Source organism: Dyadobacter sp. 676, assembly GCF_040448675.1.
Taxonomy (GTDB): Bacteria; Bacteroidota; Bacteroidia; order Cytophagales; family Spirosomataceae; genus Dyadobacter.
In genome coordinates this window covers 3,408,814-3,432,696 of the sequence record NZ_CP159289.1, presented here as the reverse complement: position 1 = coordinate 3,432,696, position 23,883 = coordinate 3,408,814, and the positions used below count along the sequence as shown (strand labels likewise).

The window sequence follows — 23,883 nt, the reverse complement described above, 5'->3', positions numbered from 1 at the left end:
TTAGCCACTCTTATGAAAACAATCTCGAAAAGACCTATGGACAAGATCGAAAAATATAAGACCATGGAGAAGATCCTGCGGGAGATCGAGGATTTGAAAAACAGTGAAACTGCCGTGATCAAGAAAATCGGTCAGATCGAAACCGAAAATATGAACATCAACGTCCAGAACCTCGACAAGTCGTTGAACGAGATTTACGACGGTGTTTATAAAAATCTCCAGAACGTGGAAAATCTTCAAAATTCATTCTCCGAAACCGTGGCCGACTTCAAGGAAAAGAACAAGATTACCGATGAGATGTTACTTGAATTAAGAGAATAAATTACCGTGATATCAACAGACAAAAAACCACTGAAAAGCTCCGGTTCGCATGAATTGGGGCTTTTCTCCTTTTTCCCTACTATCGCAACTTTAATGTAGCCAGCGTTAAAATCGCCAGGATAATACCGACAATCCAGAAGCGCGTCACAATTTTTGCTTCGTGAATTCCCTTTTTCTGGTAATGGTGATGCAGTGGCGACATCAGGAATATCCTTCGGCCTTCGCCGTATTTCTTTTTGGTGTATTTAAAATAGCTGACCTGCAATATCACCGAAGCGTTCTCTACGATAAAAATGCCGCACATCACCGGGATCAGCCATTCTTTCCTGATCGCCAGGGCCACTACTGCAATCACACCTCCGAGCATCAGACTGCCCGTATCGCCCATGAAAACCTGCGCCGGATAGGCGTTGTACCACAAAAACCCGACACAGGCCCCGATAAACGCCGCACAGAATATCACCAGCTCTCCCGAATTGGGAATATACATGATGTTCAGGTATTGCGAGAACTTGGTGTTACCCGACAAATAGGCCAACACGCCGAGCGTCAATGCGATAATACCCGAAACGCCCGCCGCGAGGCCGTCGATACCGTCGGTTATGTTGGCGCCGTTGGAGATGGCGGTAATGATGAAAATCGCGATGATGGTGTAGATTACCCAGGTATATTCTTCCGGCAACCAGCCGAAAAGCAATGTTTTGTAGTCGAATTCATTGTTTTTGATGAACGGGATCGTGGTTACCGTGGGGTGGATGATATCGCGGTAACGCTGCACTTCGCCCAGACTGGAGCTAAGCACCGGCTGGTCGTAAACCCGGATCTTCACATTGTCGTTGAAAGATAAAGTGATGCCGACGATCAAACCCAGACCAACCTGCCCCACGATCTTGAAACGGCCATGCAGCCCGTCCTTATTGTTCCGGAATTTTTTCAGATAATCGTCCAGAAACCCGATGCCGCCCGTCCAGATGGCCGTGATCAGCAGCAAAACGATATAGACATTGCTTAATTTGGCAAACAACAAAACGGGGATCAGCAGCGACGCCAGGATAATGAAACCACCCATGGTAGGCGTTCCGGCCTTCTCCATTTGCCCGGCCAGCCCGAGGTCGCGGATCGACTCGCCCATTTGCTTTCTCCGCAACAGATTAATGATAGACTTTCCATAGGCGGCGGCGATAAATAGTGACAAAACCGTCGCGCCCAACGCCCTGAACGAGATGTACTGGAATACCCCGGCCCCGGGAATGTTGAATTGTTTATCTAAATAATCGAAGAGATAATAGAGCATGAAAAAGCGTATTGGGATGACGGCTGCAAAATTGGTTTTTTTAATAGACTACGCCAAAAGCCTGCTGATTTTTAATTGCCCGCCCGTTTCGCGAACACCTCCATCAATACCTCTTTATCGTCGAAATGATGCTTTACGCCCTTAATATCCTGATAATTCTCGTGACCCTTGCCGGCGATCAGGATAATATCGCCCGGCGCCGCTTCGAGGCCTGCTTTCATAATGGCTTCGTGGCGGTCCTCGATCACCGTTGTTTTTTTGTAATCCAAGGGCGGCACGCCTTTCCGCATTTGATCGAGAATATCCATCGGGTCTTCAAAACGTGGATTATCCGACGTCAGGATCACGCGGTTGCTGTACTGGCAGGCAATTTCCGCCATTTTGGGCCTTTTTTCGGCGTCGCGGTTCCCGCCGCAGCCTACGACGGTAATTACCTGTTCATTGCCATTCCGTAAATGCGTGATTGTTTCCAGCACGTTTTCGAGGGCATCGGGAGTATGGGCATAGTCGACGATCCCCACGACGCGGTCCGCCGAGTGGAATTGCTCGAAGCGGCCCGGAGGGCTTTTCAGGTTCGAAAGTTCCGTTAAAACGGCCTCTTCTTTTTCTCCCAAAAGCACCGCTGCACCATATACCGCGAGCAAATTGTAAGCGTTAAAACGGCCGATCACGCGAAACCACACTTCCCGCTGGTTGATCTCCATGTGCATGCCCGCGAGTGTGTCCGAGATGATTTTGCCTTTAAAACCCGCCAGCGTTTGCAGCGAGTAGGTTTCTACATGCGCCCTCGTGTTCTGCACCATTACGGTCCCCCGGCGGTCGTCGATGTTTACCAATGCGAATGCGGATTTCGGCAATGCGTCGAAAAAGCCTTTCTTAGCTTTGATATAATTGTCGAACGTCTTGTGGAAGTCGAGGTGGTCATGGGTAATGTTGGTGAAAATCGCTCCCGTGAAATGCAGGCCGGTAATGCGGTGCTGCACCACCGAATGCGAACTCACTTCCATAAACACATGGCTGCAATGGCGGGCGGCCATCTGGGCAAGCAGCGCATTCAGCGCCACCGCGTCGGGTGTGGTGTGGGTAGAAGCGATGATTTCGTCCTCGATCTGGTTCTGGACGGTCGACAGCAGGCCGCAGCGATAACCCAGTGCCCTGAACAGCTGAAAAAGGAACGTCGCAACAGAAGTTTTGCCATTGGTACCGGTTACACCAACCAATTTTACTTTTTTCGAAGGATGCCCGTAGAATGCCGCCGCTATCAAACCCATGGCGGCGGCGGAATCGCCTACCTGCACATAGGTAATGTCCTCTCTTACATTTTCAGGCAGCTCTTCACATAAAATGGCCGTCGCGCCCAGCTCCGTGGCCGTTTGGATAAACCGGTGTCCATCTACCTGTGTACCGCGCAAAGCCACGAAAAGGCTTCCCGGCAGCACTTTTCTGGAATCCAGAATGATGTTCCTGACTTTGACGTCGGCATAGCCGTGAATAACTGCTCCTTTTAATTCGCCGAGCAGGCTGCTCAAAATTGGATCGTTTTCCATGAAGGATTATTGTAATGTAAGCAGGATCGTCTTGCTTCCCGATTTATTGGCGCCCGGAGGCAGCGATTGTTCCACAACCTTGCCCGAGCCTTTGAATGTTACCCTGAAACCTTTATTTTCCATTAAATACAAAGCATCCCGCATAGACATTCCCTGCAAATTCGGCACCTCGCGTGACGCCACATCGCGCGGGTTCCACTTGGTTTTCCCCTTTTTATAAAGTGACCCCGCCGCATATTCGCTCTCTTCCGGCACCGGCGTCATATTCAACGATTTGCTGATCACATTCAGGTCGCTTGTCATTCCCGCCCATTTCACATCCACCGACTGTTCGGGGATCGAATCCCTCACCGGTTTTTGAATCGAAACGTCATAGGCATAAATACGGTCGGCGACCTCCTTGAAAACCGGCGCTGCCACGCTACCCGCGTAACGGGTGTAGTCGGCGCCATTGCTTTTGGGATTATCGATAATCACAATGCAACTGTACTTAGGTTTGTCGGCGGGGAAATAGCCGGCAAACGAGGTGTAATTTTTCCCCTCCGTATAAACCCCGTTGATCAGCTTCCGGGCAGTACCGGTTTTTCCGGCAATCTGGTATAGGTCGCTCTTAATATGCTTTGCGAGGCCCGCATTTACCACACCTTCGAGCATTTTTTTCACCTTTCGTATCGTTTCGGGCGAGCAAATCGGCTTTTCTTCCACATAGGGCGGGATTTTGTCTTCTATTTCCTCGGCATTACGGATCTCGCGCACGATCATGGGCCTTACCCAGTATCCGTTATTGGCAACGGCGTTATAAAACGCCAGCGTTTGCAAGGGCGTCATCTGCATTTCGTAGCCGTGCGCCATAAAATACATCGAGTAGCTGCTCCACTGTTTCGACCGGCGGTCACGGATCAACGGCGGTTTCTCGCCTTTCATATGAATGCCCGTGGGTTCAGTAAGATGGAATTGTTTCAGATATTGCAGGTATTTGTCCGGTTTGTTGGCGAAATACCGCTGCATGAGCTGCACAATGCCGATGTTGGATGATTTCTCCAAAACCTGCGAGGCGGTAATGGTACCGAAGCCCCCACGGTGTGCGTCGCGGATCACGTGGTTGCGGAACTTCATTGCCCCGTTGCCCGTATTGACGGTCACCTGATCGGGGTCCATATGCGTTTCTTCGAGTAGGGCCATCATGGTCGCAAGCTTGAAGGTAGAGCCCGGGTCGTTGCTCCCCGCCAGCGCGTAGTTGAAAACTTCCTCGTATTTTCCCGGGCCGCGTTTGGTCAGGTTAGCCATCGCCTTGATTTCCCCGGTAGCCACTTCCATAATAATCACCGAACCGAAGTCGGCGTCCATTTCCAGCAACTTCCTGCGCAAGGCGATCTCGGTGCGCTCCTGGTAATTCATGTCCAGGGTAGTATAAATGTCCCTTCCGGCCTCCGGTTGTACATTAAAAGCGTCGCCTACCGGTATTTTCAGTCCTCCTTCGACCTTTTCGACCCAGCCGATGCCGGGCCTTCCTTCGAGCTGTTTGTCAAAACTCGCTTCCAGGCCGATATAACCGCGGCCGGTTTTGGGATCGATGCCTCCGATCGTCCGGTCGGCCATAGGACTGAATGGCTTGTAGCGTTTATAGATCGTTTCAAACTTGCCGCCCCCGCCTTTGCGGTCTTTGGCGAAAAACGGCCATTTCTTGATCCGTTCGCGTTCCAGATGCGTGATTTCCTTGCTTTTCAAGCGCAGGTACCGCTTGCTTTTGCTTACACGGTAACGCATGATTTTGCTCTTGTAGCCTTCGGCGGTGTTTTCCCTGAAGTTTTTAGCAAGAAGCGCCGCCAGTTCGTCGATATGGTTATAGAAATAGGCCGAATCGGCGACCTTCGTGTCAAAACCTACATAATAATAGGGCAGCGAGGTCGCGAGCAAGCTATTGTCGCTGGCGTAAATATTACCGCGCATCGCCGGGATCGTATCCAGTTTCAGGTCGTTCTTCTCCGAATATTCCGCCCAGGTTTTACCTTTGAATGTATCGTAATATTGTACCCGTATCAGCTTGACGAACACCATGATCGCCAGCAAAAACAGCAGCCAGCCAACCAAACGGGCCCGGTTGATCAGCGCTTTTTTATTGTTCTGACCGCTTTCGACTTCGTTTTTCATGAGGCGTTGAGAAAAAACGGCTTATTCTTCGTCTTCTTTTAAAATGATTTTTTTGGGAGGCGTCAGATTTTCGACCAGACCTTCCGCCTGGACTTTTTCAACAACCACCGACTGCTTTCCCGCCCGCTCGTATTCCGCGTGAATGGAAGTGTATTCGGCTTTCAGGTCGTCGACCTCCTTTTTGAGCTTTATCGTCTTCCGTACATAATCTTCGGACTGGAACCCGATCCGCTCGTAAGCGACGAGCAATATGATCACCCACCCGAAATAATAGAAATATTTAACCGGCAGACGCTCTTCCTGCCCCGGTACCTTTTCCCCGAATACCTTGTCGAGCGGTAAAAATCTGTTCAGCCAGTTGAATAAAGAATATTCCCGTTTCCGCTTCGGCGGTTTTGGCGGCACCGGCTTTGGGCGTTTTCTATTTTCAGCCATCGTATAACGTTACGTTAAATATTTGATCGGGATGCGGTTTTGTCAGGTGTTGTCAAGTAGGGTCATGTGTGGTCAGGTATGGTAATTCTCACTCAATAGATATTAGAAATATTAGTGATTACTTCTACTACACCCGACTTCCTGATCATCCGTGACAACATTGCTACAACCGACCATCCCTGGCAACACCTGACTACGCTTGACAAAACCTGACCACACCTGACTACACCTGACCATCCCGGCACCATCACGCCCTGGCCGCAATGCGCAATTTGGCGCTCCGGGCACGTGGGTTTATGGCTACTTCTTCCGCTGTGGCTTCGATCGGCTTGCGCGTCACGCTTTTCAGCGGCTTGATCTCGTTCCCATAAAAGTCCTTTTCGACTTCTCCGTAAAACTTTCCCTTTTGAATATAATTCTTCACCAGCCTGTCTTCCAGCGAATGGTACGACATCACCACAAGCCTTCCGTCGGGCGCGAGCACCTCGGGAACCTGCGTCAGGAACTCTTCGAGCACCGCCAGTTCATCGTTCACCTCGATCCGCAATGCCTGAAACACCTGCGCGAAATATTTGTTCTCGCGATGTTTGGGCGCATAACGCATGAGAATGCCTTTCAGGTCATTAACGGTTTCGATGGGTGAATTGTATCTGGCAGCAACGATCGCCTCCGCCGCGGTGCGGGCATTGGTTACTTCGCCGTACATACCCAGAATGCGCTGCAATTCCCCTGCCGAGCGCGTTCTGACCACTTCCCCGGCCGTTTTCTCGATATTAGGGTTCATTCGCATGTCCAGGTCAGCGTCAAAACGGGTAGAAAAGCCCCGGTCGGGCGTGTTGATCTGGTGCGACGAAACGCCGAGATCGGCCAGGATACCATTCACCTGTGTCGCCTTGTTCAGTTTCAGATAACGTTTAAGGTGCCTGAAATTGGCTGGAATGAAGGTAAACCGGCTGTCGTTCCCGAATTCCTGTGCATTAACCGCCGCGTCCGGATCCTGATCGAATGCCAGCAGCCGGCCCGTCGTCAGCTTTTCCAGGATAGCCCTCGAATGCCCGCCACCGCCGAAAGTAACGTCGACATAAACCCCATCCGGCTGTATTTGAAGGCCTTCCAAACACTCAGGCAACATGACGGGAACGTGGTAGGTACTAGGTGAATCCATTTGTTAAAAGCAATGTACTAAGGAACTATTTCCGGCTAAGCGGCAGTTACAAACTTAGCAATTTTCAAGCGTAGGAATTACGCCCCCTCGGGGAATTTAATTTTGGCACCACACATCGCCTTCAAGGCCAGTAAATTGTATATGAAACTCCTGTTTTCGTTCGTAATACTTTCATTTTCCATTCTTTCCACGGCTTTCCGGTCTGGCCCCGTAACGGCTCCGAAGAACGGGATCTGGCGTGCGACGCTCAGCCGCGACAACCAGAAACTGCCCATTTTGCTCGATATCTCCAAAAACGCCGACGGCAAGACCTACATGGTCCGGATCGTCAACGGAACCGAGAAGCTGAACATGGACAGCGCCTATTTCCAGAACGACTCGCTGGTAATCCCGATGATGATGTTCGATGCTAAAATCGTCGCCAAATCCACCGGCGACAAGCTGAAAGGTACTTACTACCGCTACGCCAACGGTGCCGTAGCGGGCTCGTTGCCTTTCGAAGCCGAGCAGGGGGGCCGATTATAAGTTTTTCAAAAAAGGCGAGGCCAAAAGCAGCCGTAATGTGGGCGGCAAGTGGGCCACTACATTTAAAAACCCGGCAACAGGCGACGAGACCGTCGCGGTCGGAAACTTTACGCAGCAAGGCACCGACGTTACGGGCTCGTTTTTGACCCCTACCGGCGACTACCGCTTCCTGACCGGCAGCGTAAACGGCGACAGCCTTTATTTATCCACTTTCGACGGTTCCTTCGCAATGCTTTTCAAGGCGGGTTTCCAGCCCGACGGGTCGCTGAGCGGCAACCTGTGGTCGGGTGTAAAGGCATTTAAGACCTGGACGGCCCGGCCCGATCCCCAGGCCAAGCTTCCCGACGCTACCAAATTGACTTTCCTCAAACCAGGCTTTGAAAGCGTGGACTTCTCATTAAAGGATACCAAAGGCAAAACCTGGACATTAAAGGACCCGCGTTTCGCCGGCAAGCCTGTCATTATCCAGATCATGGGTTCGTGGTGCCCCAATTGCATGGATGAAACCAATTACCTCGCGCCCTGGTACAAAAAGAATAGAAGCCGCGGCGTCGAAATTATCGGCCTTTCATTCGAGCGCTCCGATAAACCGGAAATCGCAAATCCCAAAATCGACCGGATGGTAAGCCGGTTCGGCATTGAATATCCCGTGGTACTGGCAGGAACGAGTTCCGAAGAGTCCACAGCCAAAGCCCTGCCGATGCTGAACAAGGTGATGTCGTACCCTACGACCATTTTTATCGATAAACACGGCAAGGTCCGTGAAATCCATACCGGCTTCAACGGCCCGGGTACCGGCCATTATTACGACGAGTTTGTGGCCGATTTCAATACTTTAATGGACAAGCTCATCAGCGAGAAATAACAACGACACACCGCCCCGGAATGAGGCGGTGTGTTTTTTATGGGCATCAATTAGTATGCTTGCATAATACCAACCGCATTGCTTACATTTGTGCTAAGGGCATTACCGACACTAACTGCTTTTGAGACGATGCGCAAGGAAAAAACCGTCGACTTCCAGATCAAATGGGCATGGCATTCGATATCCAGAATGTACAATGCTTATGCCGCGCGTTTTGACACGACCATGGCCGTCGGGTATGTCCTGCTGAATATCGATATCGAAAACGGCACGCCTGCCACCAAAATAGCGCCGTTGCTCGGTATGGAACCCCGCAGCCTCGTGCGGATGCTCAAAAATCTCGAAGAAAAAGGGTTGATCCGCCGCGAAGTCAGCAAAAACGACAAGCGCTTCGTACGCATTGTGCTTACCGAACTCGGCAAGGAAAAGCGCGAACTGGCGCGCGAAGGTGTGATCTCGTTCAACACGATGATCCGCGACAAGATACCGCTCGACAAGCTGGTCGTCTTTTTTGATGTCATTAAAGAAATAAACAGACTGGTGGAAGAAGAAAACCAGAAGCTGAAAGCGGGGGAAATCACCGAAGACTTCTGATCGCCGCCAATCCGATCCTGAAACCAACCTTAGTAGAAATGAATCGTTCCATTCGTAAAGTAGCTGTTCTTGGTTCGGGCATTATGGGCTCACGCATTGCCTGCCATTTTGCCAATATCGGCGTGGAAGTACTCATGCTCGACATTGTGCCCAAAGACCTTACCGACGCCGAAAAAGCAAAAGGCATTACCACCGATCATCCGGCGTTCCGGAACCGGATCGTGTATGATTCGTTCCAAGCTACGCTCAAAGCGACGCCGGCGGCATTGTACAGCCCTGCATTCGCTTCGCGTATCAAGGTCGGCAACTTCGACGACAACCTGGCCGATATTAAAAATTACGACTGGGTGATCGAGGTCGTGGTCGAGAGGCTGGACATTAAAAGAAGTCTTTACGAAAAAGTGGACGCCCTCCGCAAGCCGGGAACACTCGTAACTTCGAATACTTCCGGTATCCCCATTCATTTAATGGCCGAAGGCCGGAGCGAGGACTTCCGCAAGAATTTCGCCGGTACGCACTTTTTCAACCCGCCGCGCTATCTGCGCCTGCTCGAAATCATTCCGACCGCCGATACCGACCAAAGCGTCGTGGATTTCCTGATGCATTACGGCGACCTGTTTTTGGGAAAAACGACGGTTCTCTGCAAGGACACGCCGGGCTTCATTGCCAATAGACTGGGCATTTACGCATTGATACAAACCATCCGCGTGGCCGAAGAAATGGGGCTGAGCGTGGATGAAGTGGATAAACTGACCGGCCCGGTTGCGGGAAGGCCGAAATCGGGCACTTACCGGCTTTCGGACGTAGTAGGGCTCGATACTACGGTGCACGTGGCGAACAACCTGTATGCTTCCGGCGAAGGGAAAGACGAATCGCGCGAGGCATTCGCGTTACCCGGAATCATGCAAAAGTTGTTCGAAAACAAATGGCTGGGCGATAAAACGGGTCAGGGTTTTTATAAAAAGATTAAAGACGAAAAAGGCAAGTCGGTAATTCTCGCGCTGGATTTCAAGACTTTGGAATATGTACCGTCGGGTAAGGTAAAATTTGAAACGCTCGAAGGCACAAAAAACATCAGCGATGTTTACAAACGCTTTGCCGCTCTCGTAGCTGGCAAAGACAAAGCGGGTGATTTTTACAGAAAAACCTTCGCGGACGTTTTTCGCTACGCGACCTTCCGCATTCCCGAAATTTCCGATGAAATATTCCGCATCGACCAGGCCATTACCGCGGGTTTCGGCTGGCAATACGGCCTTTTTGAAACCTGGGACGCGATCGGCTTGAAAAACATGCTGGCAATCATGGAATCGCTGGATTTGAAACCCGCCGATTGGGTTTACGAAATGCTCGCAGCAGGTAACGAGTCGTTCTACAAAGTCGAGAATGGAAAACGGCTGTATTATGATATTCCTTCCAAAACCTACAAACGCATTCCGGGCCAGGACAGCTTTATATTGCTCAGCAACCTTTCCGACAATATCGTATGGAAAAATGCGGGGGCTAACCTGTACGACATCGGCGACGGCATCCTGAACCTCGAATTCAAATCCAAAATGAATACCATGGGTGCCGAAGTGATCGAAGGCATTCAGAAAAGCATTAGCCTCGCGGAAAAGGATTTTCGCGGGCTTGTGATTGGTAATGAGGCGGTGGAAGCATTCTCTGCCGGCGCAAACCTGGCCATGCTGTTCATGTATGCGGTGGAGCAGGAGTTCGACGAGATTAACCTAGTGATTTCGCAGTTCCAGCAAACCATGATGCGGGCCCGGTATTCGTCGGTACCTGTGGTAGTAGCGCCTCACACGCTCGCGCTCGGGGGCGGCTGCGAACTCACATTACATGCCGATAAGGTGGTTGCGCATGCGGAAACTTACATTGGTTTGGTCGAATTTGGCGTGGGGCTCATCCCCGCGGGCGGTGGTACCAAGGAAATGGCGCTCCGCTGCTCGGACATGTATCAGGCCGGCGACCCGGAGCTGAATATCCTGCAAAATGCATTCATGAACATCGCGCAGGCGAAAGTATCCACGTCCGCGCACGAGGCGAAGGCGATGAATTATTTGCAGGACAAAGACCAGATCGTGCTCAACCGCTCAAGGTTGATCGCGGAGGCTAAACAGGCCGCGATAGACCTGGCCGATAACGGGTACACACAGCCCAAACAGCGGAACGATATCAAAGTTCAGGGCAAAACCGGTATCGCATTGTTCCTGGCGGGCATTACCCAAATGCGCCTCGCCAATTACATTACCGACCACGACGCTAAAATCGCGGAGAAACTGGCGTACGTAATCAATGGCGGCGACCTGAGCTACCCGCAACTTGTTTCCGAACAATACCTGATCGACCTGGAAAGGGAGGCGTTTCTGTCGTTATGTGGTGAGAAAAAGACATTGGAGCGAATGCAGGGGCTGCTGAACGGCGGAAAACCTCCCAGAAATTGACGATGGAATTATTGTTTCACCGAATTGTGTTCTGTTGGATAGGATATTTGTTTAAAAATCCGAAATTTAGAACTAGTCAAAGCAGAAATTTGCCAAAACCGGTTCATCTTTACGCTTGCTGACCCCAAATGTACATTTGATCAACAATGATTTCAAAAAAAGCAAAATACGCGCTGAAAGCCCTCAAAGTTCTGGCAGAGCAATACGGAAAAGGACCGGTATTGATCTCTTATATTGCTGAAAAAGAGAAAATTCCGAAAAAATTCCTCGAAGCGATCCTGCTCGATCTGCGGAATAACGGGGTTTTACAAAGCCAGAAAGGGAAAGGCGGCGGCTACCTGCTTCGCGTCCCGCCCGGAGAAGTAAACTTTTCTAAGGTACTGCGGATCATCGATGGCCCCATTGCCCCGGCATTATGCGTTTCCATGTTTTTTTATGGCAAATGCGACGATTGCAAGGACGAAGAAACCTGCAGCCTCCGCACTGTCCTGGAAAGATGGCGGGATGCCAACCTGGCTGTACTGGACAAAACAACCCTGAACGATCTGTTGCAAGCGGAGAATACGGCCGCAACCGACATTGTATCGTAATCAGCGGCGATCGTTGCGAACGTACAGGCGCACGTCGTCGAACTCACCGGCAAGGGTATAACTACTACGAATATATTGATTCAACTCAGGGTAGCTTTCGATGCCCTGAGTTTTTTTGTCCTGCACCCAAAGGCTGTTCTTGCCCACGGCATCCAGGACAAAGGCCGGCTGCGTGCGGGCGAGGTCCGACAGGTAGCGCTTCCGGTAAACTTCCCGCATCGGATGTTCGAAAATCGATCGCTCGGAATGGTTTTCGGCTGTTCCCTCCGCCAGTTGCGCTTCTACATAATAGCTGCAATTCCAACCCCAGACAACCATATAATCTCCGTCCTTCCGTCGTTTCAGGATTTCGGCCACCACCGGACTCTCGTGCAGCTGCGTGTTCCCAACCGAGTCGAATGCGTTCAAGCGGCGCTCTTTTACGAAATGTAGCGCGTCGTAGCCCCCGAACCACAGCACCATCATCGCCGGAAACGCAAGAGACCAGCCCTCGACAGCTGAAAGGCCGTATCCGGCGAGCAACGTCCAGGGAATGATACAAAAATTGAGGTAATGGATAAAATCGTTGCCCGATTTGGTGACTGCGTAAATACAGGCCAGAAGGAAAAAAAGAATTGTAAACGGCACATGAAAACCCATTTTGCCAGGCACATAAAGCCGTACGATCCGCATGAGCCCGATTGCCATCGGCACGGTTAATGCAAAACTGAAAATCTGGAAATCGGTGGACAGCGAGATTATTTTAAGGAATTGTGAAGGAATATCCGTAAATGTGCTGCCACTCGCGTAAATCGCATTTCCGAGAATATAAAAATCGATCAAATCATCGAATACGCCGAAAGAGAGCGTGAATACCAGGAAAAACACGGGGACCGTGAGCCCGCCCAGAATCAATGCGGCCACGGATTTCAGTTCACGATATCGTTGGAAACGTTGAAACAGCACAGCAAACGCCGACAAAACAAGGACGATTGCCAGCGGTGCCGCCTGTAATTTACCGAACGGCACGGCGCCCGCCGCCAGTCCGAGAAAATAAAGTCCGGGAGCCGTGGGAGTTGTCTTAGGGTCAAGGCGGGAAACTTGCCAGGCGCAAAATGCAAGCAGCAATACCGGCAGCTGTTCACTCGAATAATGGACAAAATCAACTTCCTGCGTGAATGCGACAAAAAGCAGCGGGACAATAGAAATACGTCGTGCGATGCTGGCCCCGAACCAGTTCTTTAACGCGGAAAACAGGAAAATCCACGCACCTGCGACACATAGCAGCCCCATAAAGCGGCCGGAACTGTAATCGATCGGGAACCCGAATAACTTCGGAAGAACCAGCAGATAATTATCCAGCGGGCCGATGGTCGTACCGTCCACAGACCGCCAGTAAACAGGGTCCTGGTAGAGCGTCAACGCATGGCTGAGCATCTGGCTTTCATCCGGATTGAGCTCCCGGTTGAAAACGATTACGGGCAAACGCATGAAAACCAGCAGAACGACGCCGGCCGACAGATATGCCCTCGTCGGCAGCGAGTTGTTTTGGGAAGCGAAAACGACAAAACCCGCCAGCACATAGCCGATAAACCAGTATACTGTGGGTGAATTGTCGAAGCTCAACATACGATCAGCTGAAAGACTCTACTTTTTCGACAAAGTCACGATAGTGAACGGCGGGAATAAAATGTTGCTGCGAGCGATATTGCAGCACCATAAACACCAGAAACAGCGAAATCAGGAAGGATTGCAGCATGAGGATCATCAGCGTGCTTCCCAGCGTCGATGCCCAGCCAGGGGTGGCATTCCCGATCAGTTTCAGGAAAAGAATAAAGAAAATGAATGCGATGGCAATGCCCGACATGAAAATAGAGAAGATCAATATCCGTACAGCCGTGGTATCGACCATCACCGAAATCGCGCTTAAACCATGCAATACCAGTGAAACAAAATTCATTTTGCTCTCGCCTGCCAGTCTTTTGGCGCGGTTGGTAAGCACCGAATCGTAAGGAATCCGCGACTTGATCACGCCGCCGGGATAATTGTTCCATATCTCGGAAACGCGCACAAGGTTTTGCAAGCGGCTCTGAGGCACCAGGCTGAAATTACCGAAAGTGATCACCTTGCCCGTCAGCAGCTTGAATATATATTTATAAATCACATAAAAAAACCGGAACATGAAGCCCTCTGTACGCTTGTTGCGCTCCGCGAAAATGATCTTGTCGGGGTCGGCGACCGATTTTTCCGCCATTTTGTTGATGTCGCCGGGCGCATCCTCTCCATCCGCGTCCATAACAATCACCTTGTCCGCCTCCATGTTTTCGGCCGCGTACGAAAGCCCGATCGCAATCGCCTTCTGGTGGCCGAGGTTACGGTACAGCCGCAGCACTTTCAGCTCTTTTCCGTTGAAAGCAGCGAATGGCTGGGTCCTTGCCCGCGAAGAGCAATCATCCACAATGAGTAGCGTCGTATTTTGAAGGATTGGAGTGTTTAAATCTGCATTAATTTTTTGTATCAGCAGATTCAGCGCCTCCCAGTCATTGAATTGGGGTATAATAATGACGTAATTTTCTGGCATGGGAGAGAGTTAGAAAGCCCCCCGGAAGGTGGTTCCGGAGGCCCTGAATGTGATTTTAAACCGTTTTAACTCCTAATCGCGACGCGATTCCGTCGTGGATCTGCGTGAGCGTTTCCACCAGGCCGAATTCCCAGTTCCAATCGGGGTAATGCGACTTGAATTTCGAAAGATCGCTTACATACCAGATGTGGTCCCCGATACGGTTGGTTTCAGAATACGAGTAAGAGAGTTTGTTTCCGGTAATCTGCTCGCACAATGCAATGGCTTCGAGCATCGAACAATTGGCGAAACGGCCGCCGCCGGCGTTGTAGACTTCGCCCGGACGCGGGTTTTGATAGAAATGCCAGAACATGTTCACCAGGTCGTGGCTGTGGATATTATCGCGGACCTGCTTGCCTTTGTACCCGAAAATGGTGTAATGCGTTCCGGTAATGGCACATTTCATCAGGTAAGCCAGGAAGCCGTGCAACTGTGCGCCGGAGTGGTTGGGGCCGGTGAGGCATCCGCCGCGGAAAACAGCCGTTTTCATGCCGAAATAGCGGCCGTATTCCTGCACCATAATGTCGGCGGCGACTTTGGAAGCGCCGAAAATCGAGTGTTTCGTATGGTCGATGCTGTGGTTCTCGTCGATACCGTTTTTGAAATACGGGTGGCTTTCGTCGATTTCCCAGCGGGTTTCGAGTTCCACCAATGGGAGATAGTTCGGATTATCGCCGTAAACTTTATTGGTAGATGTAAAAATAAATACAGCCTCAGGAGCGTGCTGGCGGGTCATTTCGAGCATGTTCAATGTTCCCACCGCGTTTACGCCAAAATCGGTGAAAGGCTCGCGGGCTGCCCAGTCATGGCTCGGTTGCGCCGCGGCGTGGACGATCATCTTAATATCCGTTCCGTACTCTTTGAAGATCGGTTCGAGCTGGCTGACCTCGCGGATATCGGCAGAATAATGCTTGTAATTTCCGTAAGCTTCCTCGATGCGGTTACGGTTCCACTCGGTGTTACCGTCGGCCCCGAAAAAGTATTGACGAAGGTTGTTGTCGATTCCGATGACCAGATCAAACTTGTCAGCCAAAAAAGCAACCGATTCACTTCCAATGAGTCCGGCCGAGCCGGTGACCAAAGCTATGTTCATGTTTTGAATACTTTTTAATCGCTTATTTCTTTCTAAAATTTCGGTTTCGCCCTGCCTCGAATACGTAAAGTAAATTAAAAATGTTCAATCGACCCAACATCACTTAGTCAATGGGCGGAATCCAGAAGGATAATACGCGTAATGCAATATTAAAATTGTTCAATAATCGAATAAGCAGCGCAAAAAAAAGATATCCCTATTTCGTGGGGATATCTCGTATATTTTCTCAATGAATGGCTGCTATTCTTTCACCAGCGAGCTTGGAATTTTACCACCGTAAAGTTTCGCACGGATGTCGTTCACGCGCGCGTCGAGCTCAGGCTTGGGATCATACTTGAATGACATTTGGCGCGGCAGGGAATCGGGGCTTACGCCGTACACCCATTCGTTACCGGCATTCACGTCTTTCTGATCCTTGTGATTATATTTTTGGTATTCACAAGAGGAAAGAAGCACCACACACGCAACAAAAGCAACTATTTTATTGAATTTCATTTCTTTGATCGTTCATAGTATTGTGCGCAAAAATAACCGCCAATTTCATAACCACCAAATTGCGGACTGCTGAAATATTATTTTTTTAACTCGGCCAATTCGTCGCGTACGAACTGCATCAGCTCGGCGATGTGCCGCTCCGAAAAATCGAACGGAATGTTCGCCGCCTGGTAAATTTCGCCGATGGTGGCGGTGTAACCCAGCTTCAATGCATTCAGGTAACCCTTCAAACCGGCGGCCGGGTCTTGCCGGTAGTTTTTCCAGACACCGATGGCCCCGAGTTGCGCGATACCATATTCGATGTAGTAGAATGGCACTTCGTAAATATGCAACTGCCGCTGCCACAGGTACTTTTTGAAGTTTTCTAACCCCGACCAGTCTATGACCGAATCGGTAAACTCCTCATAAATACGCACCCACGCCCCGGTACGCTGCTCCGGCGTATGCTGCGGGTTTTCGTACATCCAATGCTGGAACTTGTCCACCGTCGCTACCCACGGCAAGGTCTCGATGATCGATTCCAAATGCGTGATTTTGGCACGTTTCAGGTCTTCTTCATTTTCAAAAAACTCGTCCCAGAAATCCATGGTGATCAGCTCCATCGACATCGAAGCAAGCTCGGCCACTTCCGAAGGCGTGTGTTTGAACGAGTTGAGCGCCAGGTCGCGCGTTACGAGTGAATGCACCGCGTGCCCGCCCTCGTGCAGGAGCGTGACCATATCGCGCAGGTTCGACGTCGCATTCATGAAAATGAACGGCACGCCGATCTCGTCGAGCGGGTAATTATAACCACCCGGCGCCTTGCCCTTGCGCGATTCGAGGTCGAGATGCTTCATGGTTTTCATTATCCGGAGGCAATCGCCCAGGAACGGGTCGAGGCGCGAGAATACACGGATCGTTTTATCGAGCAATTCTTCCCCGGTTTCAAATGGTTTCAAGGGCGGCAACCCCTTCGGATCGACCTTTGTATCCCAGGGGCGCAATGCATCGACCTGCAATGCAGCCTTACGTTCGGCTGCCATTTCATTCAAAACCGGCACCACCGCCTTTTTCACGGAACCGTGGAAGTTGAAACAATCCTGCGGCGTGTAATCGAAACGGCCCATGGCCGCGAACATATAGTCACGGTAATTGCTGAAACCCGCATTACGGCCCACCTGGTCGCGAAGGCCAACGAGCCTGTTCAGCAAATCGTCCAGTTTTTCATGATCTTCATAGCGACGTTCGCTGATGGCTCGCCATGCCTCTTCGCGCACATTGCGGTCCGTGGATTGCAGGCGGTCGGCAGCGCGCTGCAGCGTCATTTCCTCGCCATCGAGCGTAACGGTCATCGCGCCCGCGATAGCACCGTATTTACGCTCCTCGGTCTGCATTTCTGTGATCAGCGGGATATTTTCGTCCCGAAAAATCTCGATCGCCTTCTTCATCCCGCGCAATGTGATCGCAAAGCCGGGTTCCGTCAATTCGCCCAGAAACGGGTTGTCGACGATCTTCTTATCGAGCGCATTGCCATATTCCGCCAGTTTCGGCTGGATTTCCGTGATAAAGAATTGCAACGCGTTGATCAGGCCGGTGTTAGCCGTATCGCACGTCTGACGGATATAACGCCAGGCAAAATTTTCCGAGAGGTAGGATTCAATCTCGCTGCGGTCCGCGAACCATTGCCGCAGTTCCTCAACCGAGTTGATTTCCCTGTTTTTCAGATTTTCGAAGAACGGCTGAACATCATCCCATTTCTTCAAATCAAATTCTTCCCCGATAAAAAGGCCGCTTCGCGCGGGTCGGTATATGGAGTGTTTCCTGATTGGACATATAAAAGGTACTTTATTTTAAAACGCAAATTTATAGTTGAAAGACCGACGCAGCCTGATGCATTCCCCGCTTAGGCCGGGATACATTATGATTAAGTCGGAAGCCGTCGCATCCCTACGCATTTTTTTGAATCAATTCAGCTATCAATCGGGTTCCCTTAATCACCGGTTTTCCGGGCATGATACGCGAATCCGAAATAATAGAATCTTGATAGTTCATTTCAGGAATCGCCTTTAAATACTACAACTTGGTCCCCTGCGGCTGGGTAACATCGCTCAGATTATCCGTTACCACATTCTCCGTCTCCCGGATATTATTGAATGCATATTCCATTTTGCTGCGATCGAACTCCTTTTCATTATTTGCAAGCCAGATGGTGGCGACGCCATTGCCGATAAAGTTGGTAATCGCACGGGCCTCCGACATGAAACGATCGACTCCGAGCAGCAATGCCAGCCCTTCTACGGGGATTACTTTAATGGCCGTTAATGTTGATGCCAACACCACAAAACCGCTTCCCGTTACCCCTGCTGCACCTTTGGAAGTGACCATCAGAATACCGATGAGCGAAAATATCTGCCCCATATTCAAATGCACATTGAAAACCTGCGCCAGGAAGATCGTTGCCATCGAAAGGTAAATCGTTGTCCCGTCGAGATTGAAAGAATATCCCGCAGGCACCACAAGGCCGACGACCGGCTTGGAACAACCCATCCGTTCCAGTTTCCCCATTAACGAGGGCAATCCGGCCTCGGAAGACGAGGTGCCGAGCACAATCAGCAGCTCTTCCCGGATGTATTTCAAAAAACGCCAGAGACTGATTTTATAGGTTCTTAAAATCAATCCCAGAACTCCGAAAATGAACACGGCCATCGTCGCGTAAACGGTTCCCATGAGCTTGGCAAGCGGCAGCAGCGTATCAATACCATATTTGCCGATCGTAAATGCCATCCCGCCGAACGCACCGATCGGAGCGAATAGCATAACCAGGTGCAGGGCTTTAAAAACGTATTTCGAAACGAAATTCAAGCCGTCGACAACGCGCCGCCTGGCTTCGATGCGGCTCAGTACCGAACCGAAAACGAGTGCGAACAGCAGTACCTGCAGCGTCACATTATCCAGGAAAAATTGCAGCCAGCTGAAATCGTGCGCCTTCCCGGCATATTTGGAAATATCCCCTTTTTCGAGCGCGCCGGTGACGACACCCTGCCCGGGACGGATGATATTGGCCACGATAATGCCCACAACGAGCGCCAGGGTCGTTACCACTTCGAAATAAAGCAGCGCCTTGGCCCCTACCTTGCCCACCTTTTTCAAATCGCCCATTCCGACGATGCCAAGGGTGATGGTCAGGAATATAATCGGGTTAATGAAAAGCTTCACGACCGAAATAAAACCTTCGCCGAGGAACTTCATTTCAACCGCCTTGTCGGGCGCATAGTGGCCGAGCAACGCGCCGGCGGTGATGGCGGTCAGGACCCAGAAGGTCAGGTTGGTAACAAGCTTTTTCAACGGCGGTCGGGTATAGGAATGAAACAGTTCGTACGACGCGTTACCCATAGCCGTTGGGCAACTTATCAATTTACAATAATAAGAAGTCTGACAGAGGATTCCGGAAACGAAGAGTGAAATTTTTATTCTTTATTTATATTTGGTCTAAATTAATATCATATATTTGCTCCCGGTAAATGGCGGAACCCAGGAAAGCATTTACATCCACGATCATTTAAAGGTTATGCAGGAAGACCCGCATTCATACAACTCGTTAAGGATTTTGAGCCAGACAGCCAAAGGTTACATCGGGCAGTGCCACTGCTGCACGCGTTTCAATTTCGCCTACGGCAATGTGCTCTTCCTGTTCACGGAAGATGGCCTGAGGGGATTTCAATCCATATTGTACGACCAGTACCACCTCCACAGCCCCGGCGAAGCGCTTCCCCATGGCAAAACCCGTTTGTTACCATCGCCCATCCCGAACTTCATGCTTTCTTTCGACGATACCGAGCTGGAAGAGATCCGGACCATGTTCCAGGAGGCGCTGCTGGTTCTGGAAGTAGATAAAATTTTTTCCTATAAAAAGTAGAGACCCTGAAATGCGACCTGTTTCGAGATTCTTGATTTGTTTACTGGTAATGCTGTGGACGGCGGAGGTCGGCTACCCGAAAGCGCTCCGGATCGTGTCTGCGAACGGGACATTGAGTGAAATACTGGTGGGTCTTGGCCTGGAAAAACAGCTCGTGGGCGTGGATGTGACGAGCACTTACCCCGCCTCTCTCCAAAAACTGCCGAAAATCGGGCATAACCGCACGATCGCGGCGGAAGGAATCCTTGCATTGAACCCGGATGTGATCGTTTATACCGACCAAAGCATGCTACCGCCCGGGGTCGTGAAGCAGCTAAACAGCAGCGGTAAAAAAGTTGTCGCGTTCAGGCACGAATATTCCAAGGAAGGTGCGATCAAACTGATCCGCGAAGTAGGCGCCTATTTTAATGCCGGTACACAGGCTGAAAAAATGGTCAAAGCGCTGCAAGCCGATCTGGCGAAGATCCCTGTGCCGGCAAATCCCAAAAAATTGCTCTTCATCTACGCCCGGGGAGCGGGCACATTAATGGTTTCGGGCACAGGCACTTCACTGGACAAAATGTTCGCATTGGCCGGGCACAGGAATGCCGTTAGTGGCTTCACGGATTTCAAACCACTCACCGCGGAGTCGCTTGTCAGCACCAATCCCGACGTGCTTGTACTGTTCTCAAGCGGCCTCGAAAGCCTCGAAGGAACAAACGGCTTGCTGAAACTGCCGGGCGTGGCTAATACCAATGCCGGCAAAAATCGCAGGATCGTAACGATGGACGGTCAGTTACTGACCGGCTTCGGGCCCCGGCTCGGTAAAGCGGCCCTGGAACTTTCTCAAAAAGTTAATTAAAATGCGATGCTGACAGACACGGTAAATGAGCGGGAAACAGTCAGGAAGGAAACCGCGCGAAAGCACATTCTACCTTCTTCAACGGGCAAAATGGCGTGGGTCCTGGGGCCGATCCTGCTGGCTTGCGTTGTGTTCGCCGCCTGCACAGGTGCATTGCCGATTTCCGTACGCGAGCTTTCAGAGATTATCGCATTCAAACTCGGCTGGATATCCGAAACGCATGTCGGGGAACAGAAATCGATCGTTTTCTGGATCATCCGCCTGCCGCGGGTATGCCTGGCGGTGCTGATCGGAGCGGCGTTGGGGATAGCAGGTGCGGCATTGCAGGGACTTTTCCGCAATCCCATTGCCGACGCCACGCTCATCGGTGTAACTTCCGGCGCTTCGCTTTTTGCCGTTTTTGTCATTATGCTCAATGTTAAATATTTCGGAATGCTGAACGAAGTCGCGGGCGCATACGGCATTTCGTTTGCGGCATTTCTGGGCGCAGCTTGTACGACCTTCCTGGTGTACCAGCTTTCCAAAGTCACGGGAGAGGGAGGCATTGCCACACTGCTGCTTTGCGGGATAGCAATCAATGCATTTGTAGGCGCCATGACCGGACTGATGACCTACCTCGCCGACGATGCACAACTGCGAAATATTACCTTCTGGAACCTGGGCAGTCTCGGCGGGGCCAACTGGACGTCGGTGATGGCCGTAGCGCCGTTTGTAGGAGTTTCTATCATTTTCATGCCCTATCTTTCCAAAGCGTTGAACCTACTCGTGCTTGGAGAGAGTCAGGCGGCAAGCCTGGGGGTGAACATGACATCTTTAAAACAAAAGGTGATTATCCTGGCAACCCTGGGCGTAGGCGCGTCGGTGGCTATTGCAGGGACTATCGGCTTCGTCGGACTTGTCGTTCCGCACATTATACGCACATTGTTCGGACCGGACCACCGGACGCTGATCATCGGATCGGCTCTTTCCGGCGCCGTTGTACTAACCCTGGCCGACACCCTCTCGCGTACCATCGTAGCGCCGTCGGAACTCCCGATCGGCATCCTCACGGCCATGCTCGGTACACCTTTCTTCATTTATATTTTGCGGGAACAAAAACGGAAACGGCTATGATCGAGGTACGCGATGCGGGTTTTGAAATCAGAGGGCGGAAATTGTTGGAAAACGTGAGCTTTTGTGCAAAACCTGGCGAGTTCTGGGCGATTATAGGCGCAAATGGGGCGGGCAAATCCACCTTGATCAAAATACTTTCCGCCGAACTGGGTACCACCTCGGGTACCGTACAGCTCCATGGCCGGGACCTCCGCCGGTATAAACTGAAAGACCTGGCCAGAAGGCGGGCAGTGTTGTCGCAACAAAATAATATCACCCTCTCGTTTACTTCCCACGAGATCGTGCTGATGGGCCGCTATCCGTTCTACGACGATGCCCCCGCCCAGCGCGACCTGGCGATCGTCGACCAGTGTCTGAAAAAAGTCGGTATTGGCCATTTGAGGAACCGGCATTACCCGGCGCTATCCGGCGGCGAACAGCAGCGCGTACAACTTGCAAGGGTACTCGCGCAGGTGTGGGAAATTGAAAACGGCCTGCTCCTGCTCGACGAGCCAACCACCGGAATGGACCTCCTGCATCAATACGAGACATTCGAACTGGCAAAAGAACTGACCCGCAAGAATTTCGCGGTAATCGCCGTGATCCACGATCTGAACCAGGCGTTGCAATATGCCGACCGCGTGTTGATGCTGAAAGGAGGACGCATCCGTGCCATCGGCCCGCCCGATAGCGTATTGACCGCACAGGCGATCCACGAGGCATTTGGGTTGCCCGTACAGATTATCAGATTCGAAGCCATGCCTTACCCCGTAATTGTGCCTCATGCGACACCCATTTATGACATATCCTGATTAATCACTATTCATCATAATAAAGAAATGAAGTCAACCCTTTCACCCGACAGAACCGAACTGAAAGAACGCTGGGCAGCATACAAGCTAGCGAATCCCAAAACGCGCATCCGCGACGCCGCGAAAGCGCTCGGCACCTCCGAAGCCGAACTCCTGGCCACAGGCCTTGGAGAAAATGTACAACTGCTCGACGGCGATTTCAGAGAGCTGATCAAGGAAGTGGGCTCGCTCGGGCACGTAATGGCGCTCACGCGGAACGACCACGTGGTGCACGAGCGCAAAGGCGTTTACGAAAAAATATCTTTCAATAACCATGTCGGGCTGGTACTCGGCGAGGATATTGACCTTCGCCTGTTCCTCGGCGACTGGAAATTTGGCTTTGCCGTTTCGGAAGACGGCCGTTACAGCCTGCAATTCTTCAACAGCTTCGGCGACGCGGCGCATAAAATTTACCTGACGGAAAAAAGCAACAAGGAAGCCTATGACGCCCTGACGACCAAATACCTCGCCGCCGACCAGGATGTTAACCTGTTTGTAAATGAGAAAAAAGAGAAGCTGGCCGAGCCGGAAGAAGCTGTGGAGCCCGACAAAACTGCGTTCCGGCAGGAATGGCTTGCCCTGAAAGACACCCACGACTTCTTCACACTGCTTCGCAAATACAACCTGTCGAGGAAACAGGCCTTACGCAATGCCCCCGAAGGTTATGCACATCGCATCAGGCCCGAGAGCATGAAGCCGCTCTTCGACGCAATTTCGGAAGCGGAGCTACCGGTTATGGTGTTTGTTTCAAATCCTAACTGCATTCAAATACACACCGGCCCGATCAAAAAGATATTTGTAATGGGCCCATGGCTGAATGTGATGGATCCCGAGTTCAACCTCCACCTCCGCGAAGACGCGATCGACGAAGCATGGGTAGTGAGAAAACCGACCGCGGACGGCGTCGTCACCGGCATCGAACTCATCGACAAGGACGGCGTGATGTTCTGCCAGTTTTTTGGAAAACGCAAGCCCGGCATTCCCGAGTTGGCCGAATGGCCCGCACTGATCGAACGGTATTCCGTCAAACTCCAAGCAGAAAAGCAATCGTAGCAACGATTTGACATAATTTCGCCATAGTAATTA

Annotated in this window: 22 protein-coding genes; 11 read left to right on the top strand and 11 right to left on the bottom strand. The window is 51.1% G+C overall.

Annotated features, from left to right (window positions below; all coding sequences use genetic code 11):
* The first annotated feature begins 12 nt into the window (after nt 1-12).
* Entirely contained in the window at nt 13-321 is a 309-nt protein-coding gene (locus tag ABV298_RS15420; protein ID WP_353722953.1) for a hypothetical protein, read from the top strand.
* 79 nt (nt 322-400) lie between these two features.
* On the opposite strand, the gene mraY is transcribed toward ABV298_RS15420, so the two are convergent.
* The 5 genes from mraY to rsmH form a co-directional block, all read right to left on the bottom strand.
* The gene (mraY, locus tag ABV298_RS15415; protein ID WP_353722952.1) at nt 401-1,615 is read right to left on the bottom strand and encodes a phospho-N-acetylmuramoyl-pentapeptide-transferase; all 1,215 of its coding nucleotides are present in this window, start codon (nt 1,613-1,615) and stop codon (nt 401-403) included.
* Nucleotides 1,616-1,686: 71 nt separating this feature from the next.
* Nucleotides 1,687-3,162, bottom strand: a complete 1,476-nt coding sequence (locus ABV298_RS15410) for a UDP-N-acetylmuramoyl-L-alanyl-D-glutamate--2,6-diaminopimelate ligase (protein ID WP_353722951.1) — start codon at nt 3,160-3,162, stop codon at nt 1,687-1,689.
* A gap of 6 nt (nt 3,163-3,168) precedes the next feature.
* On the bottom strand, nt 3,169-5,313 hold the full coding sequence (locus ABV298_RS15405) for a penicillin-binding transpeptidase domain-containing protein (protein WP_353722950.1): 2,145 nt from the start codon (nt 5,311-5,313) through the stop codon (nt 3,169-3,171).
* Nucleotides 5,314-5,334: 21 nt separating this feature from the next.
* Entirely contained in the window at nt 5,335-5,748 is a 414-nt protein-coding gene (locus ABV298_RS15400; protein WP_353722949.1) for an FtsL-like putative cell division protein, read from the bottom strand.
* Nucleotides 5,749-5,995: 247 nt separating this feature from the next.
* The gene (gene rsmH, locus ABV298_RS15395; protein ID WP_353722948.1) at nt 5,996-6,913 is read right to left on the bottom strand and encodes a 16S rRNA (cytosine(1402)-N(4))-methyltransferase RsmH; all 918 of its coding nucleotides are present in this window, start codon (nt 6,911-6,913) and stop codon (nt 5,996-5,998) included.
* A 141-nt stretch (nt 6,914-7,054) separates the two neighbouring features.
* On the opposite strand from rsmH, the gene ABV298_RS15390 reads away from it, so the two are divergent.
* The 5 genes from ABV298_RS15390 to ABV298_RS15370 all read left to right on the top strand — a co-directional run bounded on the left by ABV298_RS15390 (nt 7,055) and on the right by ABV298_RS15370 (nt 11,931).
* The gene (locus ABV298_RS15390; RefSeq protein WP_353722947.1) at nt 7,055-7,438 is read left to right on the top strand and encodes a hypothetical protein; all 384 of its coding nucleotides are present in this window, start codon (nt 7,055-7,057) and stop codon (nt 7,436-7,438) included.
* 37 nt (nt 7,439-7,475) lie between these two features.
* On the top strand, nt 7,476-8,303 hold the full coding sequence (locus ABV298_RS15385; RefSeq protein ID WP_353722946.1) for a TlpA disulfide reductase family protein: 828 nt from the start codon (nt 7,476-7,478) through the stop codon (nt 8,301-8,303).
* Between the two features lie 129 nt (nt 8,304-8,432).
* A complete protein-coding gene (locus tag ABV298_RS15380) occupies nt 8,433-8,897 on the top strand; it encodes a MarR family transcriptional regulator (RefSeq protein WP_353722945.1) in 465 nt (154 codons plus the stop codon).
* Nucleotides 8,898-8,935: 38 nt separating this feature from the next.
* Nucleotides 8,936-11,341 carry a 3-hydroxyacyl-CoA dehydrogenase NAD-binding domain-containing protein gene (locus tag ABV298_RS15375; protein ID WP_353722944.1) on the top strand — a complete coding sequence of 802 codons (2,406 nt, stop codon included), beginning with the start codon at nt 8,936-8,938 and terminating at the stop codon, nt 11,339-11,341.
* 146 nt (nt 11,342-11,487) lie between these two features.
* Complete coding sequence (locus ABV298_RS15370; RefSeq protein ID WP_353722943.1) at nt 11,488-11,931, top strand: Rrf2 family transcriptional regulator; 444 nt, start codon at nt 11,488-11,490, stop codon at nt 11,929-11,931.
* Here the strand turns inward: ABV298_RS15370 and ABV298_RS15365 are convergent, their stop codons facing one another.
* From ABV298_RS15365 to dctA, 6 genes are all read right to left on the bottom strand, one after another.
* The gene (locus ABV298_RS15365; RefSeq protein WP_353722942.1) at nt 11,932-13,539 is read right to left on the bottom strand and encodes a hypothetical protein; all 1,608 of its coding nucleotides are present in this window, start codon (nt 13,537-13,539) and stop codon (nt 11,932-11,934) included.
* Nucleotides 13,540-13,543: 4 nt separating this feature from the next.
* Nucleotides 13,544-14,491 carry a glycosyltransferase gene (locus ABV298_RS15360; protein WP_353722941.1) on the bottom strand — a complete coding sequence of 316 codons (948 nt, stop codon included), beginning with the start codon at nt 14,489-14,491 and terminating at the stop codon, nt 13,544-13,546.
* Nucleotides 14,492-14,546: 55 nt separating this feature from the next.
* Nucleotides 14,547-15,623 carry an NAD-dependent epimerase/dehydratase family protein gene (locus ABV298_RS15355; RefSeq protein WP_353722940.1) on the bottom strand — a complete coding sequence of 359 codons (1,077 nt, stop codon included), beginning with the start codon at nt 15,621-15,623 and terminating at the stop codon, nt 14,547-14,549.
* A 240-nt stretch (nt 15,624-15,863) separates the two neighbouring features.
* Nucleotides 15,864-16,118, bottom strand: a complete 255-nt coding sequence (locus ABV298_RS15350) for a hypothetical protein (protein ID WP_353722939.1) — start codon at nt 16,116-16,118, stop codon at nt 15,864-15,866.
* Between the two features lie 77 nt (nt 16,119-16,195).
* Entirely contained in the window at nt 16,196-17,860 is a 1,665-nt protein-coding gene (locus tag ABV298_RS15345) for a M3 family oligoendopeptidase (protein WP_353722938.1), read from the bottom strand.
* Nucleotides 17,861-18,170: 310 nt separating this feature from the next.
* Entirely contained in the window at nt 18,171-19,442 is a 1,272-nt protein-coding gene (dctA, locus tag ABV298_RS15340) for a C4-dicarboxylate transporter DctA (protein WP_353722937.1), read from the bottom strand.
* 163 nt (nt 19,443-19,605) lie between these two features.
* Here dctA and ABV298_RS15335 point away from each other — a divergent pair, with 163 nt between their 5' ends.
* Genes ABV298_RS15335 through ABV298_RS15315 form a run of 5 tightly spaced genes read left to right on the top strand, consistent with a single transcriptional unit; the run spans nt 19,606 to nt 23,850 of the window.
* A complete protein-coding gene (locus ABV298_RS15335; RefSeq protein WP_353722936.1) occupies nt 19,606-20,013 on the top strand; it encodes a DUF6686 family protein in 408 nt (135 codons plus the stop codon).
* A gap of 49 nt (nt 20,014-20,062) precedes the next feature.
* The gene (locus ABV298_RS15330) at nt 20,063-20,854 is read left to right on the top strand and encodes an ABC transporter substrate-binding protein (RefSeq protein WP_353722935.1); all 792 of its coding nucleotides are present in this window, start codon (nt 20,063-20,065) and stop codon (nt 20,852-20,854) included.
* Nucleotides 20,855-20,860: 6 nt separating this feature from the next.
* Nucleotides 20,861-21,967 carry an iron ABC transporter permease gene (locus ABV298_RS15325; protein WP_353722934.1) on the top strand — a complete coding sequence of 369 codons (1,107 nt, stop codon included), beginning with the start codon at nt 20,861-20,863 and terminating at the stop codon, nt 21,965-21,967.
* Nucleotides 21,964-22,758, top strand: coding sequence for a heme ABC transporter ATP-binding protein (locus ABV298_RS15320; RefSeq protein ID WP_353722933.1), 795 nt, complete (start codon nt 21,964-21,966; stop codon nt 22,756-22,758). Before ABV298_RS15325 ends, ABV298_RS15320 begins: the two co-directional genes overlap by 4 nt.
* A gap of 27 nt (nt 22,759-22,785) precedes the next feature.
* The gene (locus tag ABV298_RS15315; RefSeq protein ID WP_353722932.1) at nt 22,786-23,850 is read left to right on the top strand and encodes a ChuX/HutX family heme-like substrate-binding protein; all 1,065 of its coding nucleotides are present in this window, start codon (nt 22,786-22,788) and stop codon (nt 23,848-23,850) included.
* Nucleotides 23,851-23,883 lie beyond the last annotated feature (33 nt).